We start from the raw sequence: 17,791 nt of genomic DNA on the forward strand, positions 1-17,791 counted from the left end.
ATGCACCCTCCCGCGAGCCGATACGCCGACGCGGACGGCGTGAACTACCACTATCACGAGCTGGGCACCGGCCCGGACACCGTGTTCCTGCACGGGGGCGGCCCGGGGTGCACGGCATGGAGCGACTTCGGGCCCGTAGCCGGCCTGTTCGCGGCCGACCGGCACTGCGTGCTGCCGGACATCCTGCAGTACGGCCGGTCGGACAAGATCCGGATCAGCGGGCCGATGTGGGATTACCACGCGGCGAAGACGGTCGCGCTGCTCGACACACTCGGCATCGCCGAGGCGGACTTCGTGTGCAACTCGTGGGGCGGGACCATCGCGCTCAACCTGGCCGCGAAGTACCCGGACCGGGTGCGGTCCCTCGTGGTCACCGGCAGCATGCCGGTGTTCTACGGCCCGCTCGCACCCCTGCCGGAAGGTGCGCGCCGGGGCCGCAACGCGCGCGACGCCTACTACGGGGGAGAGGGCCCGACCAGGGAGAAGATGCGCCAGCTGATCAGCAGGCTGGAGTGGTACGACGGGACGAAACTGCCCGAGGAGACCCTCGAGCTGCGGTACCGGCAGAGCCTCGACCCGGAGGAACGCGAGCTGGCCGCGATGTCGGACTCTCCTCGCGGCGACTGGCAGGACCTCACCACCGAGCTGGGCCAGGTGCAGGCACCGACGCTGTTCGTCTGGGGCATGCACGACGCGTTCCTGACCCCGGACTATCCGCTCATGCTGGCGCGCATGGTGCCGAACGGGAACCTGCACGTGATGGACCACGTCTCGCACCATCCACAGGAGGAGCGGCCGGGTGCGTTCCACGCCGTGGTCAGCGGCTTCCTCCGGTCACTGGAGGCGACGTCCGGATGACCCGTCGCACGAAGCTCTTCGCCGCGTTGTCGGCGCTGTTCGGCACCGCGTTCCTGCTGCGACGGCTCGCGGCGCGCAGCAACACGCAGGTGCACCGCATCAACCACCACCAGCCCTCGACCTCTCGGAGCAGCACATCGTGAGCATCTGGACCGACCTGACCCCGATCGCCCACCGGGTCGAGTACATCGACGCGGCCGGCGTGCCGACCCGGGCCCTGCGCGCCGGCGATCCGGACAGGGACAGCGTGGTGTTCCTGCACGGCACCAGCGGCCATCTGGAGGCGTTCTCCCGCAACCTGGTGGCGCACGCCGAGCACTTCGACTGCCACGCGATCGACATGCTCGGCCACGGCTACACCGGCAAACCCGACCGGCCGTACGAGATCTCGGACTACGTCACGCATCTCGTCGACTACCTGGACGCGGTGGGGATCGACCGCGCGCACATCGTCGGCGAGTCCCTCGGTGGCTGGGTCGGAGCCCGGTTGGCGATCGAGCACCCGGCGCGGGTGATCAGCCTTCAGCTGCTGTGCGCGGGCGGGACGGTGGCGAACCCCGAGGTCATGGACCGGATTCGGACCAGCACCCGCGAAGCCGTGGCCAGCGACGACGTGGAGCTGACCCGCAAGCGGCTGCGGCTGCTGATGGCCGACCCCGTCGACGCCACCGAGGAACTGGTCGACGTCCGGCACGCCATCTACCACCGGCCCGATTTCGTGGCGAACATCGACAACCTGCTTTCGCTGCAGGACATGGAACGCCGCCAGCGCAACCTGCTGCGCACCGAGGACCTCGCCAGGATCACTCAGCCGACCCTCATCGTCTGGGGCAGGCAGAACCCGTTCGGTGAGGTGCCGGAGGCGTCGAAGATGCACGAGGCGATCCCCGGCTCGCGGCTGGAGCTGTTCGAGAAGTGCGGTCACTGGCCGCAGCACGAGCAGGCCGCGCTGTACAACCCGCTGAGCCTCGCGTTCCTGAGCAAGGCGTCCGGCTGATGCGGGCGGCCCGCTTCCACGAGTGGGGTGCCCCGCCGGTCCTCGACGAGGTCCCGGAACCGGTGCGAGGCCAGGGCGAGCTGTTGGTCGAGGTGCGGGCGGCGGCGGTCGCGCACCTGGACGTGACGGTGTCCGGCGGCGACTTCGGCATGCGCCCTCCGCTGCCCTACATCGGCGGCGTCGAGGGCGCGGGCGTCGTCCTCGAGTCCGACGACCCGTCGTTGCCACCGGACACCCAGGTCATGCTGCGTGGTGGCGGCCTCGGACTGCTGCGTGACGGCTGCTGGGCGGAACGGGTCGCCGTCCCGGTGAAAGCGGTGACCCGGCTGCATCAGTCGTTGCCGCCTGCCGTCGCCGCGACGTTCTTCGTGCCGGCCACCACCGCACATGTGGCCCTGCACGACGTCGCCCGGCTGGAGGCGGGGGAGACCGTCATCGTGGTGGGGGCGGCGGGTGCGGTCGGGTCGATGGTCGCGCAGCAGGCTCGCGCGGCCGGCGCGACCGTGCTCGGTGTCGTGGGGCGGCCCGACCAGTTGGGCCAGGTCCCGGACGGAGTCGAGGCGGTCGACGCGACCGACGCGGCGACCACGGAGCGTCTGGCGAAGGAACGAGGGGCGAGCCTGCTGGTGGACACACTCGGCGGCGCGGACCTCGTCAGCCGCTCCCGCTGGGTACGCCAGGGCGGTCGCGCCGTGGTGATCGGCTACGTGACCGGAGCCGAGACGCGGATCGATCTGCCGTCGTGGCTGCTCGACGACGTGGCACTGCTGCCGCTCAACATGATTCGGCGGGAACGTCGGGCCCGTGAGGTGGCCGGCGAGCTCGTGGCGCGACTGGCGGCGGGGGAGCTACGGGTCCCGGTGCAGACCTTCGAGCTGAACGACACGGCGCTCGCGGTCGAGAAGCTGCGTGCCGGACGGGTGGAGGGTCGGGCAGCGGTCCTCCCGCACTCCGTCGGGTGACCCGCGTTCCGGTGAACGGACTGGGTCCGTTGACCGGGTCCGAGACGCTGGGTGACCCTGACCGGATGCACGCACTCGCCGAGGAGTCGCCGGAACGGGGCAGCAGCGTTCTGGGCAAGGTCCAGCTCATCCTGGAGACCTTCGGACCGGACGACGAGCACCTGAGTCTGTCCGAGATCGCCCGCCGGTCCGGCGTGGCCAAGGCGTCGGTGCACCGGCTCGCGCAGGAGCTGCTGCGGTGGGGGCTGCTGGAACGCCGGGGCTCGGACTACCGGCTCGGCATGCGCCTGTTCGAGATCGGGCAGCGCGTGCCCCGGCAACGCATCATCCGTGAGGCGGCGCGGCCGTACATGGAGGACCTGTACCAGGCCACCAATGAGACGATCCACCTCGCGGTGCTGGACGGTCTCGAGGTGTTCTACCTGGAGAAGGTGTCCGGCCACGGCCAGATCACCCGGCCGTCGAGGGTCGCCGGTCGCATGCCGCTGCACTGCACCGCGACCGGCAAGGCACTGCTCGCCTTCGGTGCCCGCACGGTGCTCGACGAGGTACTGACCACGCCGTTCGAACGGGTCACCCCGCACACCGTCTCCACACCGGGGCTGCTGATGCAAGAGCTGGCCCGGGCTCGGGAGCTCGGCTACGCGGTCGAACGGGAGCAGACCCGGATCGGTTTCCTGAGCGTCGCCATCCCGCTGGCCGGGTCGAGCGGCGCCACGATCGCCGCGTTGTCGGTGACGGCGCCGGTGTTCCGTGCCGACGTCACGAAGTTCGCCGGTCTGCTGAGCATGGTCGGCGGCCGGATCACCAAGACGATCTCCACCCTGGGCCGCGCAACCGCCTAGCCGACCTCGAAGATCATCACCGCGTCAGGGCTGATCGGGTGCCACGACACAGCCCTCAGACGGTGGTGATCTGCTGGGGCGAGCCGAGGAACGGGAGTACCTCGGCGGCGACCTCGGCGGCCTTCTGCTCCATCAACGGGATCGTGCCGCCGGCGATGACGGCCGTGCGCGGCAGGGTGGGCAGCGCGGCGGCCAGGCGCTCCAGCGCCGGGAGCGCGAACGGGTCGGCCTCCGCACCCAGCAGGAGCACCGGGGCCTCGACCAGCGGTATCCGATCCTCCATCCGATAGCGGGCGCAGGCCTGGTGCCCCTCGGCGGGGTCGACGCCCGGCGCGAGCGCGTCGTGGACGAAGCGGTCGAGCAGCGGTGCGGACGGTGCGGGGTAGTACGGGCGGCGCTGTTCCCAGAGTGCGAGGAGATGGCTCCCGTCCTCGGTCGGGTCCACGACGTCGACCGAGGGCCCGGCGGCGTGCGACGCGCGGTACGACGGGTCGGTGTACGGTGTGGAGGACAGCACCAGTGCACTCACCCGCTCCGGGGCGGAGGCGGCCATCTCGATCGCGACGGCCCCGCCGGTGTGATGGCCGAGTACGGCGGCGCCGTGCACGGACAGCGCGTCTAGCAGGGCGAGCGCGCCCACCGCGAAGTGCTCGATGGTGTGCGGCGGCGGGCACGTGGCGCTCCTGCCGAAGGTCGGCATGTCCATCGCGATCGCGCGGTGACCGGCGGCGAGCAGCGGCAGCAGCTCGCGGAACTCGTCGTGCGAACGCGGCGTCTGGTGCAGCAGCAGCACCGGCGGTCCCTCACCCTGCTCGACGTAGTGGAGCTGGCCGAGCGGGGTGTCGGCGTAACCGAAGCGGGCGGGACGCATACCGCTCACGGTGAGCGCTACCGCCGGCTCCCTCAACCACAGCGGACCGGTGAACGGACCATCCGCACATCGCGCACCGTCTGTTCACCCCGCGCCACGTGCACATCGCGCGGCGTGGACGCGGCGTGCGCGGTGTCGTCTGAGTCGTGCCCGGTCCGGAGAGCGAACCGGATTCGTTGTAGCCGGTTCGGGTGCTTGTGAGGGTGGGCACACCCGAACAGGTGAGGTGCAGCTCTGTGGCGAACGACAAGACGCAAGTCGGCGGCCGAATGTGGCAGGCCATCGACGACAACTCGCTGACGCCGGTTCCCGCCGACCAGCGCAAGTCCGGGTGGTACCTGTCCTGGCTGCCCGCCGGTGTCGCCACCTCGCTGCTGCAGCTGACCATCGCCGGCACGATCACCGCACTGGTCGGCTCGATCATGGGACTGGTGGCCGGGGCGCTGGTCGGCACGCTCATCATGGCGCTGGGCTGGCTCTTCGGGAACATCGCACGGAAGGAAGGCTTGTCGAGCACCGTGCTGCCGCGGTTCTACGGCCTCGGTCTGCGCGGCTCCGCGATCTCCTCACTCGCCTTCGGGATCATGATCATCGGTCTGCTGGCCAGCGAGAACGTTGTGCTCTACCACGGAACGCTGTTCGCTCTCGGTTGGCAGGACACGACCGGGACGAGAGTGCTGGTGTACGGCGTGCTCACCGCCGTATGGGTGCTGCTGAGCATGTTCGGCATCACGATGGTGACCCGGACGTCCTCGGCGCTGGTCGTCGTGTTCCTGTGCCTGCTCGCCTACATGACGTTCCAGATCTACCACGGCTCCACCGTCACCCTGGCCGACGCCTTCACCCAGGCGAGTACCTCGATGACCGGGTCCGACGCGTCGCGGTTCATCACCGTCATCGGCATGCTCGGTGGCCAGGGCGGCGCGCTGATCCTGGTCAACGCGGACTACAACCGATACGCCCGCAGCACCGGCGCGGTCGGCGGTGTCAGCCTGACCGGCGTGATCATGCTCGACATCGTGGGCATCGCGCTCGGCATCCTCGTGCTGACCGGCGGTAACAAGCTGGTGGGCGAGTACCTGGTTGCGCACGGCGAGTCGACCGCCGCGACGGCGGTGGCCCAGGCCGGAGTCCTCGCCACGCACAACACCGGTGCCTACTTCGTGATCCTGTCGGGGACGCTCGGGTTCGTGCTCATGTACGTGGCGCAGACCAAGGTGCAGGTACTGAACGTGTACTCCGGGGCGTTGGCGCTGTCCAACCTGTGTTTCGTCCTGTCCGGCAGGCACCCGAACCGGTTGGTCATGATCCTGCTGGCGAACGCGATCTGCCTGCTGATGATCGCGTCGAACGTGTTCGAGAAGCTGGCCGGGTTCCTCGCGGTGCTCGGCATCGTGATCGTCGGGTTCATCGCGCTGGTCGTCGCGGACTACTACATCGTCGCTCGGCGAGCGCCCCGCCCCGCGCAGGTCGAGCAGGTCAACTGGGCGGGTGTGCTGACCCTGGCCGGTGCGTCGGTCGTCGCCTACGTCCTGAGCGAGACCGGGGTGTTCCCGTTCGGGTTCATCGCATCCACCGTGCTGGTACTGGTCGTGTACCCGGTCGTCCGGCTGTGGACGGTGGGACATCCGGCCCCGGTGGCGACCGAGCACAGCCTGGCCGACTCCGGGCGCGCGTCCTGACAACGCGCGCGTTCGCGTCACTCCGGATATTCTCTGGTCGCTGTCGGTACCTCCCCCGGGACTGACAGCCTCGAGGGCGCTGGTTGAACGCCCTGCCGGTCGGCCCCGCGGGAACCCTTCGTCCGCGGGGCCGATCCACGTGACGCGTGCGAGCTGATCGCGGCCGCGGTGACGACAGCGATCGTGAGGACGAGCAGGCCGGTGCTCACCCACAGCACGGCGACCGTGCCCTCGACGTCCATGACCAGCCCGCCGATGAGCGCTCCGGCGGAGATGCCGGCGTTGAACGTGGTCACCAGCAGCGCCGAAGCTGCTTCCGGCATTCTCGGTGCGGCGGCCAGCAGCCACATCTGGGCGCTCACCGACGCTCCGCCGTAGCCGAGGCCCCACACGACGAGGAGCACCGGCGCGGTCGAGGCGCTGACCCCGAGCGCTGCCATGACCAGGATCGGAACAGCGATCAGAGCGGTGAGCACCAGCACCGTGCGGTGCACCGCACGGCTCACGAGAGCGCCCGCCGCGAAGTTCCCGACCACCCCGGCGACTCCGTAGGCCAGCAGCACACCGCTGATCAGCGCCGGCCCGACGCCACCGAGCTGCTCCAGCACCGGGCGCACGAAGGTGTAGGCGGCGAAGTGCCCGGTGACCAGCAGGTGGCGCGTGCCACCGACCGAGGCGGGACCAGGCGCATGGCGAGCCCGGCAGCCATGGCCCACACCCCGCCGGTCGCCAACCCGGCGGCCAAGCGTGCCACCAGCAGGACCGGGAACACGGTGGCCACCGTCGACACCGCGTTGGCCAGCACGAGCAGCCCGACCAGGCCCGCCAGCACGAAGCGGCGATCCCAGCTCCGGATCACGAGCGTCAGCAATGGGGCGGACACGGCGGCGACGAGCGCCGGCACGGTCATGGTCAGCCCGACCGTGCCGGGCGCAACGCGCAGGTCCGCCGCGATGGGGGTCAGAAGGCCGACGGGGAGCAGCTCGGTGGTCACCACGGCGAAGGTCGCGGTGGCGATCGTGGCGATGGCCGCCCAGGCACGCGGGGGTGACGTGCCGGTACCGGGCTCGGTCGTGGTGGTCATGGCTCAACCCTCGGCCGCCGTCCGGAGCGGAACAACAGCGAAGATCGAAAGGTTTGATGAGTGGAGCTAATCGATCGGGGGCACGGTGGAGCTGCGTGAGCTGGAGTGCTTCCTGGTCCTGTGCGAGGAGCTGCACTTCGGCCGGACCGCGCGGCGGCTGCTCGTGTCCCAGGGCCGGGTCAGCCAGCTGATCGCCGCGCTGGAGCGCCGGATCGGTGCGCGGCTGATCGACCGCACGAGCCGCCGGGTGGCGCTCACTCCTCTCGGCGCGGAGTTCCGTGCGGAGCTGCGGCCCGCGTACGAGGCACTCGCCGCCGCCGTCCAGCGCGCCACCACCAGCGCACGCGACGTCTCGGGCCTCCTGCGCATCGGCTTCGTGGGCACCCTGCGCGGCCCGCTCCAGAACAGCGTGTGGGACTTCCAGCGCCGCCACCCGGCCTGCGACGTGAAGGTGGTCGAGCTGCCGCTCGCCGACCCGTTCGGCCATCTGTACCGAGGTGAGGTCGAGGTGGCGATCGTGCTGGGCCCGATCGAGGAACCCGACCTCGTCGTCGGCCCGACCTTCTCCGAGGCGCCCGCCGCGCTGGTCGTGTCCAGCCGCCACCCGTTCGCGCGGCGCGGTTCGGTCACGGCGGAGGAGCTGGCCGACACCACGCTCATCAGGATCGCGGAGTCGGCGCCGCGCTACTGGCGGGAGCAGCAGGTGCCGCTGCGCACCCCAGCCGGCCGGCCCATTCCGCAGGGTCCCGCCGTCTGCACGGTGTCCGAGGGACTGTTGCTCGCGGCGGTCGACCGAGGCGCCCTGTTGCTGTGTGCACCCACCGCGCGCTACCACGAACGCGACTCCCTGCGAGTCGTGGAGATCACCGGTCTCCCGGAGACGGAACTGGCTCTGATCTGGCACCGGGACCGTGAGACGGCGACCGTCCGAGCCTTCGGCGACGCGCTCACGCGCGTCGACTGGTCGACCGAGTGACCCGGACGCCGATCAACGGCGGGTAACGGATTCGAGTCGTGCCGATACGTCGTCGGCCCGGGTCCCATGAGTCATAGGCCGTATCGATGGATGCCTCGAAAACACGCATTGGACCCGCTCCGGTACCGCTGCCAGGGTGGCTTCAGCGAATACGGCCATTCGTCGGGATCGCCCACGCTGTCGCCCCCCACCGCGCCGCCGTCACCATTGATCGAGGAGAGGTCACATGACCACCGCCGCGAATCCGTCATCGCAATCGATGTCGTTGAGCGATGCGTCCGCACAGACATTGGCGAACTCCACCAAAACCGTTCCCCAGATGGCGAGCATCACGCCTCGCTGGCTGACGCATCTGATGTCCTGGGTTCCGGTGGAAGCCGGTATCTACCGGGTGAACAAGGTGGTGCACCCGGAGTCGGTGCACATTCAGTGCGACAACTACGACGAGTCGCCGTTGCCGGACACGTTCGTCGATTACGAGCAGGAGCCGAGGGAATACCGGCTCAAGGCCGTCCAGACGATTCTGGACGTCCATACCCGAGTGTCGGACCTGTACTCACACCCGCACAACCAGATCGCCGAGCAGCTGCGTCTCACGATCGAGGCGGTGAAGGAGCACCAGGAGAGCGAGCTGGTCAACAGTCCGGACTATGGCTTGTTGGCCAGCACCGTCGAGTCGCAGCGGATCTCGACGCTGGGCGGCCCGCCGACGCCCGACGACATGGACGCGCTGATCGCGAAGGTGTGGAAGCAGCCCGCGTTCTTCCTGACCCATCCCGAGGCGATCGCCGCGTTCGGCAGGGAATGCACCCGCCGAGGAGTACCGCCGCCCACCGTGAGCATGTTCGGTTCGCAGTTCCTGACCTGGCGGGGCCTGCCGATCATCCCGACGGACAAGATGCCCCTGGAGTTCGGCAAGACGAAGGTCATCCTGCTGCGCACCGGTGAGGCGCGCCAGGGCGTGGTCGGGCTGTTCCAGCCGGGACTGACCGGTGAGCAGGGCCCGGGACTGTCGGTACGGTTCATGCAGATCGACCGCAGTGCCATCGCGTCCTACCTGGTGTCGCTCTACTGCTCGCTGGCCGTGCTGACCGAGGACGCGATCGCCGTGCTCGAGGACGTCGAGGTGGACAAGTTCCATGACTACGCCCCCAACTACCGCTGACGGTGCCGTTCCGCCGTGGCTGCCGGACGAGGCGACGCTGACCCGGATGGCGAGCGAGCTCTTCAGCGCGCTTCCGGGGCAGGACCCGTCGGCGGCTGCCGGAGCGTCGCCGTCCGGGCTCGGTCACGGTTCGCCGAGCAGCTCGGGAGCACCCGTGCCGGTCGGCATGCCGGCCGCGGACCTGCCGCCACCGGCGCCCCGGTCGAGGCCGAGCTCACCCAGCCTTCCGCCGCCGACCAGCGCGCCGGTCGTGCACGGCGCCACGGCGGCGGGGTTCGTGCCGCCGATGATCCCGGAGGTGCCGACGCTGATGAACCTGGCGCCGGAGCCCGGCCCCGGCACCTCGGCTGACCCGGGTGCGTTCTACTTCCTGAGCGGCCGGCCCGAGCTGCCGACGGCCGTGCCCTCGGTGCCCGGATTCGAGCACCGATCAGTTCCACGACTGTCGCCTGTCTCGCCGGAACAGTTCGGCGGCGAGCGGTTCTACTTCCTCGACGGGGGCGGCCGGAACGAGGTACCGGATCTGCCGCTGGATCCGCACCCGGCGTTCGACGTGCACGCGGTGCGGCGGGACTTCCCGATTCTGTCCGAGCGGGTCAACGGTCGGCCGCTGATCTGGTTCGACAACGGGGCCACGACGCAGAAACCCCAGTCCGTCATCGATCGGCTGGCGTATTTCTACGCGCACGAGAACTCCAACATCCATCGCGCCGCGCACGAGCTGGCCGCCCGTTCCACCGATGCCTATGAATCGGCGCGGGACACCGTGGCCCGATTCATCGGGGCCGGCTCGTCGGACGAGATCGTGTTCGTCCGCGGCTCCACCGAGGCGATCAATCTGGTGGCCCAGAGCTGGGGCAGGGCGAACATCGGCGCCGGGGACGAGATCGTCATCTCGCACCTGGAACACCACGCGAACATCGTTCCGTGGCAACAGCTGGCTGCGGAGAAGGACGCGGTCCTGCGGGTGATTCCGGTCGACGAGGACGGCCAGATCGTGCTGTCGGAGTACCAGAAGCTGGTGAACGACCGCACCAAGCTCGTGGCCGTCACCCAGGTCTCGAATGCGCTCGGCACGATCACCCCGATCCGGTCGGTCATCGAGATGGCACACGCGGCGGGAGCACTGGCGTTGGTGGACGGCGCGCAGAGCGTTCCGCACGCGCCGGTCGACGTGACCGAGCTCGACGCCGACTTCCTGGTCTTCTCCGGTCACAAGGTGTTCGGACCGACCGGGATCGGAGTGCTGTACGGCAAGTCGGCCGTTCTGGAGTCGATGCCGCCATGGCAGGGCGGCGGGAACATGATCGCCGACGTCACGCTCGAAGGGGCCCGCTTCCAGGACCCGCCGAACCGGTTCGAAGCGGGCACCGGCAACATCGCCGACGCGGTGGGTCTCGGCGCGGCTCTCGACTACGTGCAGCGCATCGGCATGCCCACGATCGCCCGGTACGAGCACGACCTGCTGATCCACGCCACCCGCGGCCTGCGGACCGTGCCCGGTCTGCGGATCGTCGGGACCGCGCCGGACAAGGCGAGCGTGCTGTCCTTCGTGCTCGACGGGTACGAACCCGTGGAGGTCGGCACTGCGCTCAACGAGGAGGGCATCGCCGTCCGGGCCGGCCATCACTGCGCCCAACCGATCCTGCGCCGCTACGGCCTGGAGGGCACCGTGCGGGCATCGCTGGCCTTCTACAACACGCGGGACGAGATCGACGTGCTGGTCGCCGCGCTCACCCGGCTGGCCGAGAACGCCGGACGCTGACACCGGTCAGACGGGCCAGTCGGGCTCGGTCACCGTCGCCGCCAGCGCGTCGAGCAGGACCTGGGCGGGTTGCGACGGCGGAGGTTTGCCGCACACGGCGGTGAGCACCTGCCTGCGCAACCCGGGCACCCGGTCGAGCCGCACCCCGGAGTGCCGGTTGGCGACCACGGTCAGGCCGGGCAGCAGGCTGACTCCCAGGCCCGCCGCGACCAGGGCCTGCACGGCGACGTAGTCCTCGGTCTCGAAGTCCACGGTCGGGGTGAACCCGGCCTGCTCGCAGGCCACGACGAGATGTTCACGGCAGCGTTCGCACCCGGCGATCCACCGGTCCTCGGCGTAGCTGGTCAGCTCGGTGCGCTGCCCCTGCCAGGCCCGGTCGGAAGGGGTCACGACGTAGAGCGGCTCGTCGAGCAGCGGTGTCATGGTGATGTCCCGCCGGTCGCAGCTGGGCGGGTCGCCGTGTTCGAAGATGAGCGCGACATCGACGTCGTTGTTGCGCAGTGCGCTGAGCGCTTCCGCCGGCTCGGCCTCGGTCAGCGAGAGCTTGATGCCGGGGTGCTCCGCCGTGACCCGCGCGGCGGCGGCCGGGACGAGCGTGGCCAGCGCGGAGGGAAAGGCGGCCAGCCGAACCTGCCCGGCGCGCAGCCCGGCCAGATCGTCCAGCTCGGCGTGCACCGACTCGACCTGCGCGAGGATCGACTCGGCTCGCTCGGCCAGCAGCCGGCCGGCGTCGGTCAGCCGGATGCCGCGACCCATCCGCTGCAGCAGGGGCATGCCGACCTCGGCCTCGAGCTTCGCCAGGTGATGGCTCACCGAGGGCTGCGCGTAGTGCAGCGCCTCCGCCGCCGCCGTGACCGAGCCTTCCCTGGCGACGGCGACCAGAACCCGCAGCCGGCTCAGGTCGATCATGGCCGGGTCACCGGCTCGCGCGACTGTCTCATGATCACCACCGCCTGAGGGCGGTTTCCGAGCCGACAAACAGCCATGAGGCGGTGGTGATCATGAGAATCGAACCTGACTGAATTGGTCAACAATCGCGGGACTGTGCCGATCATGCCCGGTCCGGCGCCGGGGCGACCGAGCTGTCGACCACTCGGGTGTCGTCCTGTCCGGTGACGCACACCCGAAAGGGATGCGGGGGTCAGCGGCCGGTGAGGAGGTTCGCGACGCGGGTGATGCGGCTGGGTCTGCGCAGGCCCGTGGCCTCCCTGCGGTCGGCCTCCCGGTAGAGCAGGTACATCGCGCGCACTCCGAGCCAGCGCAGCGGTTCGGGCTCCCACCCTCGGACCCGGCGGTTCGTCCACGGCAGCCGGGTCAGCTCGGTGTCGCGTCGCAGCACCAGGTCGGCGAGGGTTCGCCCGGCGAGGTGGGTGGTCGTGAGCCCGCTGCCGACGTAACCACCGGCCCACCCGAGCCCCGTCGCCGGGTCGAGGGCGACGCTTGCGCACCAGTCCCGGGGGACGCCGAGCACACCGCACCAGGCGTGCGCGAGCGGAACGTCCTGCGTCGCGGGGAACTGGCTGTGCAGGATCGCGGCGAGTGAGGAGATCGTCCGGTCCTGCGTGATCCCGTCGGTGTCGGTGCGCGAGGCGTAGCGGTAGGGGACACCGCGCCCACCCATCGCGATCCGGCCGTCGGCGGTGCGTTGCGCGTAGCTGTAGGCGTTCGCGGCGTCCCCGACCAGCTCGGCGCCGTTCCAGCCGATCTCGTCCCAGACGTCGCCCGGCAACGGTTCGGTGGCCACCATCGACGAGTTCATCGGCAGCCACTCCCGCCGGGCGCCTGCCACGCCGGCCGTGTAACCCTCCAGGCAACGCAGCACGGTGTCGGCGCGCACGACACCGAAGGGCGTGACGGCTCTGCCCGGCGCGATCCGGGTGACCTCGGTGCCTTCGAAGATCGTGACGCCGAGCCCGCGCACGGCGTCGGCGATTCCCCGGACGAGCTTCGCGGGCTGCACCCGCGCGCAGTGCGGGCTGTAGATCGCGCCGAGCGCGCCCTCGACCCGGACCCGGTCGTGGACCTCGCGTCGGGTGAGCGGCCGCTCGTGGTCCTCGCCGATTCCCCAGTCCGCGTTCGACGCCAGCGCCGCCTTCATCCTGGCGAGCTGCGGTTCGGACCGTGCCACGTGCAGGACGCCGTTCTTGACGATGTCGGCGTCGATGTCCTCCCTGGCGCACACGTCGATGACGTCGTCGACGGCGCGCTCCATCGCCCTGGTGAGCGCGACGACGCCGGCACGCCCCCCGGTGGCCGCGTACCGCTCGCGGTTCCCGGCGAGTTCCGCCGACAGCCAGCCACCGTTGCGCCCGGAGGCGCCGAAACCCGCGAACTCCTTCTCCAGTACGACGATCCGCAGGTCCGGCTGCCAGGTGGCGAGGAAGTAGGCGGTCCACAGGCCGGTGAGGCCGGCTCCGACGATGCAGACGTCCGCTGTGCGGTCGCCGGGCAGCGCGGGTCCTCGGCTCGGAATCCCGGTCTGGCCGTACCAGAACGACACCCCGCCGTTGGTGACGCCGTCACTTCGCCGCGTGCGGTAGCCGCGCTCGCTCATGGTCGATCCTTCGTCGCGGTGATGCCGGCCAGGATGAGATCGATGCCGCCGAGGAACTGCTCGCGGTCGTCGTGGTGGCGCATCTGACCGGCGACGGCCCGGGTGAACGGGTAGTCGGCCGGGTCGAGGTCCTCCCACGCCGAGGACACGGAGTCGAGGAACTCACCACGGTCCCCGTGTGGCCGTAGCGTGCGAGCGCTCACCGCGTTGGCGGAGTTCTGGCCCGCGGCGCCGAGGATGTAGTGCACCAGCGCGGAGGCCGCCGAGAACCAGCTCGCCTCGGGCGTGCCCAGGTCGCGCACCTGTTGGCCGATGCTCTCGAAGATTCGCGGCGTCACCGAGCCCGAGGGGTCACGGGAGATCAGTGTCGAGAGCTGTGCGGCGAGCCAGGGGTGTTCGTCGATCGCGTCGAAGAGGCTGAGTGCCACGGCGCGGATCCGGTCGCGCGGCGAGATCGGGGGAGGGGCCGGCGCGATGACCAGGGCGCCCGCGATGACGCGCTCGGCCGCCGCGTCGAGCAGCTCGCTCTTGTTCGCCACGTGCCAGTAGACGGCTCCTGGGCCGGTGGCGAGACGTTCGGTGAGTGTCCGGAACGTCAGTCCGCTCTTGCCCTCGGCGTCGAGAAGATCGACGGCTGCCTCGACGATGCGTTCCCGGGACAGCGCGTCGGTGCGTCGCTGAGACCGTCGCGTGCGTGGTGCCATGAGTCATCTTGACATGCATGGAATTGCGTTCCAATAATGGAACGAGATTCCATTCTAGGAAGGAACCGTCATGCGTACCCCGGTCACGATCATCGGCGCGGGTCTGGGCGGGCTCACCCTGGCTCGCGTCCTGCACGTCCACGGAGTCCGGGCCACCATCTACGAGGCGGACCGATCGCCGATGGCACGGACGCAGGGCGGCCAGCTCGACATCCACGAGCACAACGGACAGCTCGCGCTCGACGCGGCCGGCCTCACCGCCGAGTTCCGGGCCGCCGTCCACGAGGGCGGCGAGGCCACGCGGGTACTCGACCGGTCAGGCAGGGTGCTGCTGGACGAGCCCGACGACGGCACGGGTGGGCGCCCCGAGGTTCTCAGGGGAGACCTGCGCCGGATCCTGCTCGACTCCCTGCCGCACGAGACGGTCCGGTGGGGGCGCAAGGTCACCCAGGTCGCATCCCTGGGTGACGGTCGGCACGAGCTCGCCTTCGGCGATGGGTCGACCGTGACCTCCGACCTACTCGTCGGCGCCGACGGTGCGTGGTCACGGGTTCGGCCGCTGCTCTCCGACGCTGTGCCCGAGTATGCGGGCGCGTCGTTCGTCGAGACCTATCTGTTCGACGCCGACACCCGTCACCCGGCCACCGCGAAGGCCGTCGGCGGCGGGGCGCTGTTCGTTCCCGAGCCGGGGAAGGGGATCCAGGCCCATCGGGAGCGCAACGGGACCCTGCACACCTACGTGGCGCTCTCGAGACCCTCGGACTGGTTCGCCGGCGTCGACTTCACCGACTCGGTCTCTGCCTCGGCTCGGATCGCGCGGGAGTTCGACGGATGGGCGCCGGAGCTCACCGCGCTGATCACCGACGGCGACACCGCGCCGATTCTCCGTCCGCTCAACGTGCTGCCGATCGACCACCGATGGGACCGCGTGCCGGGCGTGACGCTGCTGGGCGACGCGGCCCACCTCGCTCCGCCCAACGGAGAAGGCGCCAACCTGGCCATGTACGACGGAGCTGAGCTGGCGAAAGCCCTCGCCGCGTCCCCCGGCGACGTCGAGGCCGCGCTCGCCGACTACGAGCGGGCACTGTTGCCGCGCAGCGCCGACGCCGCGGCCGAAGCAGCCCGCGACTTCGACCTCTGCTTCGGCGACAGCGCACCCCACAGCCTGATCGCCCTGCTCACCGGGCACGACCAGGCCCGCTAGCGGCATCACGCGGCCACCGACGTGTGGGTCGGGCGGCGGACGGGTAGGCGGATCCATGGCATCCGATGAGTCGAACGACAGCACCCGCGGTACGACCGAGCTGGAGCGTTCGGTCGACGAGATGGAAGAGAGGGTCCTCGGCCACACGGTGGGGCAGGAACGCCACGAGGACGACGACCCGGACGCGCCCGCGTTCGAACAGGACCTCGACGAGGGCGACGCCTCGAAAGCCACCCGGGAGAACCCTGTGTGAACACGGGTTCGCACACATCCGGTGTCGTTGTTGCTACTCGATGTCGATGCACGGGTAAGATTCGCGTCGAGCACGGCTCAACCGGTTGAACTCACAGCTGGTGGTCGCCGAGCCCGCCCCCGAAGGTTCGTGGGGGCTGGTCCGGCGGCGTCTACCAGTGGATCGCGGCTAGCGCCGCGTGTGTGAGGGCGGTTTGGGGCACGTTGAACGCGGGGAAGCCGGATCCGTTGGACAGACTGGACCAGGCCGCGCAGGCGATGGCGGGTCTTCGCGACGTCGTCGAGGCCGAGGAGCCGCTCGACGAAGCGCTGCACCAGGTCGCGGTCGGAGCGACGCAGGTCATTCCGGATGCCGACGCGGTGACGGTCACGGTGTTGAACGGCCGCGAACCGAGCACGGTCGCCTGGACGGACGACCGTTACCTGGACATCGACAAACAGCAGTACGCGGGTGGTCGTGGTCCGTGCCTCGTGGCCGCGAGCACCCAGCGGCCGGTCCGGGCGAGCACGGTCGAGCATCGTCTGGAGTGGCCCGAGTTCTCGGCGGCAGCGGAACAGACCGGTGTCGGCGCGTACCTGGCGGTCCCGCTGTTGTTGGCCGCTGTCGGGCGCAAGGCCGAGTGGGTCGGCGCGCTGAACCTCTACAGCCTCAACCCTGACGGCTTCGACACGTTCGACGAGGGACTGATGCGGGTCTTCAGCCTCGCGGCGGCGCAGTCGATCAACAACGCCCGGCGATGGCAACAGTCCCGCGAGCACATCCGGAACCTGGAGACCGCACTCGAGTCACGTGCCGAGATCGACCAGGCCAAGGGCATCCTGATGGGCGCCTACCGGTGCAGCGCGCAGGAAGCCTTCGAGAAGCTGGTCGAGCAGTCCCAGCGACGCAACGTCAAGTTGCGTCAGGTAGCGCTGGACCTGTTGGCGTCGGTCTCCCGCACGCCGCACTGACCGGTCAATCGCTCCGCAGCGTCCGGGAGGCGTAGGCCACCGGGTGGTTGGGGTATCCCCGGTCCATCAGGCGTTCGTTGAGTGCCTGAGCGACGACGTCGTGGTCGTGCTCGGTGAGGTCGCCCGTTCCCTGCAGCGCGGCGTCCAGCTTGCTCAGGCTCAGGTTCCCGCCGAGTGCCACCTGCGCGGCCCACAACTGTTCGACGCTGAACTCGCACAGTGCGAACCCCGCTTCGAGTGACAGCGGCACCTCGCCTCCCGACGAGTCCCGAGGAGCTCCACGGTGCGTTGAGACCATCACAGCCGTCAGGTACCCCCTGTGTCGTCGCCCAAACGGGACCGGGCCACTCGTCCGGCCGACTTGATGACCGGGGCGATGACGGGAGATTCTGGCACTCCCGGATCGCGTGCATGGTCGGAGGTCGTCATGACCGGTGGAGAACCCGACGACGGGCGTGGTGAAACCCATGCAGAACGGCTGGACCGGAACTGGAACGACCTGCTCCAGGAGCTGCGGGTCGCGCAGACGGGTGTGCAGCTGCTGACCGGGCTGCTGCTGACATTGCCGTTCCAGCAGCGTTTCAGCGAGCTGACCCACCTCCAGCGGATCATCTACCTCGTGACGGTCGCGTTGTCCGTCGCGGCCACCGGACTGCTCATCACACCGGTCGGTCTGCACCGTGCGCTGTTCCGTCAGCGGGCGCGTGGTTCGCTGGTCGCCGCGGGGCATGCGCTAGCGCTGGGCGGGCTGGCACTGCTCGGGCTGGCTGTGACTGGCGTGGTGCTGTTGATCTTCGGAGCTGTACTCGACGAGACGGCCGGGGTGGTCGCCGCGCTGTGCGCCTTCGTGCTCTTCGCCGGGTTGTGGGGCATGGGGCCCTGGATATGGCGATTCAGAACACGTGACCGACAGGGCTAGAA

The 17,791-nt window shown here is 69.9% G+C and carries 20 protein-coding genes; 13 read left to right on the forward strand and 7 right to left on the reverse strand.

Annotated features, from left to right (window positions below):
• From G406_RS0127105 to G406_RS50240, 5 genes are read left to right on the forward strand one after another with little or no spacing between them, the layout of a single operon-like run.
• Entirely contained in the window at positions 1 to 858 is an 858-nt protein-coding gene (locus G406_RS0127105) for an alpha/beta fold hydrolase (RefSeq protein ID WP_028936190.1), read from the forward strand.
• Positions 855 to 1,001 (forward strand): hypothetical protein, encoded by a 147-nt coding sequence (locus G406_RS57365; RefSeq protein WP_156935189.1) that lies wholly within the window; start codon positions 855 to 857, stop codon positions 999 to 1,001. The genes G406_RS0127105 and G406_RS57365 overlap by 4 nt, the downstream gene beginning before the upstream one ends.
• Positions 998 to 1,855, forward strand: coding sequence for an alpha/beta fold hydrolase (locus G406_RS0127115; protein ID WP_028936191.1), 858 nt, complete (start codon positions 998 to 1,000; stop codon positions 1,853 to 1,855). Before G406_RS57365 ends, G406_RS0127115 begins: the two co-directional genes overlap by 4 nt.
• A complete protein-coding gene (locus G406_RS0127120; protein WP_028936192.1) occupies positions 1,855 to 2,817 on the forward strand; it encodes a quinone oxidoreductase family protein in 963 nt (320 codons plus the stop codon). The genes G406_RS0127115 and G406_RS0127120 overlap by 1 nt, the downstream gene beginning before the upstream one ends.
• Entirely contained in the window at positions 2,814 to 3,662 is an 849-nt protein-coding gene (locus G406_RS50240) for an IclR family transcriptional regulator (RefSeq protein ID WP_156935190.1), read from the forward strand. The genes G406_RS0127120 and G406_RS50240 overlap by 4 nt, the downstream gene beginning before the upstream one ends.
• Positions 3,663 to 3,717: 55 nt before the next feature.
• Here the strand turns inward: G406_RS50240 and G406_RS0127130 are convergent, their stop codons facing one another.
• A complete protein-coding gene (locus G406_RS0127130; RefSeq protein WP_037078497.1) occupies positions 3,718 to 4,533 on the reverse strand; it encodes an alpha/beta fold hydrolase in 816 nt (271 codons plus the stop codon).
• A gap of 236 nt (positions 4,534 to 4,769) precedes the next feature.
• Between G406_RS0127130 and G406_RS50245 the strand changes: the two genes are divergently transcribed.
• A complete protein-coding gene (locus G406_RS50245) occupies positions 4,770 to 6,215 on the forward strand; it encodes a purine-cytosine permease family protein (RefSeq protein WP_156935191.1) in 1,446 nt (481 codons plus the stop codon).
• A 17-nt stretch (positions 6,216 to 6,232) separates the two neighbouring features.
• Here the strand turns inward: G406_RS50245 and G406_RS59065 are convergent, their stop codons facing one another.
• Both G406_RS59065 and G406_RS59070 read right to left on the reverse strand, forming a co-directional pair.
• The gene (locus G406_RS59065) at positions 6,233 to 6,823 is read right to left on the reverse strand and encodes an MFS transporter (RefSeq protein WP_245607227.1); all 591 of its coding nucleotides are present in this window, start codon (positions 6,821 to 6,823) and stop codon (positions 6,233 to 6,235) included.
• On the reverse strand, positions 6,787 to 7,299 hold the full coding sequence (locus G406_RS59070; RefSeq protein WP_051342739.1) for an MFS transporter: 513 nt from the start codon (positions 7,297 to 7,299) through the stop codon (positions 6,787 to 6,789). The genes G406_RS59065 and G406_RS59070 overlap by 37 nt, the downstream gene beginning before the upstream one ends.
• Before the next feature lie 85 nt (positions 7,300 to 7,384).
• Here G406_RS59070 and G406_RS0127145 point away from each other — a divergent pair, with 85 nt between their 5' ends.
• From G406_RS0127145 to G406_RS50255, 3 genes are all read left to right on the forward strand, one after another.
• Positions 7,385 to 8,275: a LysR family transcriptional regulator gene (locus G406_RS0127145; protein ID WP_084216405.1), complete on the forward strand. Its 891-nt coding sequence runs from the start codon at positions 7,385 to 7,387 to the stop codon at positions 8,273 to 8,275.
• 319 nt (positions 8,276 to 8,594) lie between these two features.
• Entirely contained in the window at positions 8,595 to 9,440 is an 846-nt protein-coding gene (locus tag G406_RS0127150; protein WP_245607228.1) for a family 2A encapsulin nanocompartment shell protein, read from the forward strand.
• Positions 9,415 to 11,205 (forward strand): family 2A encapsulin nanocompartment cargo protein cysteine desulfurase, encoded by a 1,791-nt coding sequence (locus G406_RS50255; RefSeq protein ID WP_037078499.1) that lies wholly within the window; start codon positions 9,415 to 9,417, stop codon positions 11,203 to 11,205. The genes G406_RS0127150 and G406_RS50255 overlap by 26 nt, the downstream gene beginning before the upstream one ends.
• A gap of 6 nt (positions 11,206 to 11,211) precedes the next feature.
• Here the strand turns inward: G406_RS50255 and G406_RS0127160 are convergent, their stop codons facing one another.
• The 3 genes from G406_RS0127160 to G406_RS0127170 all read right to left on the reverse strand — a co-directional run bounded on the left by G406_RS0127160 (position 11,212) and on the right by G406_RS0127170 (position 14,463).
• Complete coding sequence (locus G406_RS0127160; protein WP_028936196.1) at positions 11,212 to 12,114, reverse strand: LysR family transcriptional regulator; 903 nt, start codon at positions 12,112 to 12,114, stop codon at positions 11,212 to 11,214.
• 232 nt (positions 12,115 to 12,346) lie between these two features.
• The gene (locus G406_RS0127165) at positions 12,347 to 13,759 is read right to left on the reverse strand and encodes an NAD(P)/FAD-dependent oxidoreductase (protein ID WP_051342740.1); all 1,413 of its coding nucleotides are present in this window, start codon (positions 13,757 to 13,759) and stop codon (positions 12,347 to 12,349) included.
• Positions 13,756 to 14,463 (reverse strand): TetR/AcrR family transcriptional regulator, encoded by a 708-nt coding sequence (locus G406_RS0127170; RefSeq protein ID WP_028936198.1) that lies wholly within the window; start codon positions 14,461 to 14,463, stop codon positions 13,756 to 13,758. Before G406_RS0127170 ends, G406_RS0127165 begins: the two co-directional genes overlap by 4 nt.
• A 70-nt stretch (positions 14,464 to 14,533) precedes the next feature.
• Between G406_RS0127170 and G406_RS0127175 the strand changes: the two genes are divergently transcribed.
• The 3 genes from G406_RS0127175 (at position 14,534) to G406_RS0127185 (ending at position 16,870) form a co-directional block, all read left to right on the forward strand.
• Positions 14,534 to 15,667: an FAD-dependent oxidoreductase gene (locus G406_RS0127175; protein ID WP_028936199.1), complete on the forward strand. Its 1,134-nt coding sequence runs from the start codon at positions 14,534 to 14,536 to the stop codon at positions 15,665 to 15,667.
• Between the two features lie 55 nt (positions 15,668 to 15,722).
• Positions 15,723 to 15,920, forward strand: a complete 198-nt coding sequence (locus G406_RS0127180) for a hypothetical protein (protein WP_028936200.1) — start codon at positions 15,723 to 15,725, stop codon at positions 15,918 to 15,920.
• A gap of 227 nt (positions 15,921 to 16,147) precedes the next feature.
• Positions 16,148 to 16,870: a GAF and ANTAR domain-containing protein gene (locus G406_RS0127185; RefSeq protein WP_245607229.1), complete on the forward strand. Its 723-nt coding sequence runs from the start codon at positions 16,148 to 16,150 to the stop codon at positions 16,868 to 16,870.
• A 4-nt stretch (positions 16,871 to 16,874) separates the two neighbouring features.
• On the opposite strand, the gene G406_RS50260 is transcribed toward G406_RS0127185, so the two are convergent.
• A complete protein-coding gene (locus G406_RS50260; RefSeq protein WP_037078501.1) occupies positions 16,875 to 17,120 on the reverse strand; it encodes a hypothetical protein in 246 nt (81 codons plus the stop codon).
• A gap of 177 nt (positions 17,121 to 17,297) precedes the next feature.
• Here G406_RS50260 and G406_RS0127195 point away from each other — a divergent pair, with 177 nt between their 5' ends.
• A complete protein-coding gene (locus tag G406_RS0127195) occupies positions 17,298 to 17,789 on the forward strand; it encodes a DUF6328 family protein (RefSeq protein WP_028936202.1) in 492 nt (163 codons plus the stop codon).
• The last annotated feature ends 2 nt before the right edge of the window (positions 17,790 to 17,791 follow it).

The sequence above is a fragment of the Actinospineispora spinosispora DSM 44797 genome (assembly GCF_000429025.1).
Classification (GTDB): Bacteria; Actinomycetota; Actinomycetes; order Mycobacteriales; family Pseudonocardiaceae; genus Pseudonocardia; species Pseudonocardia spinosispora.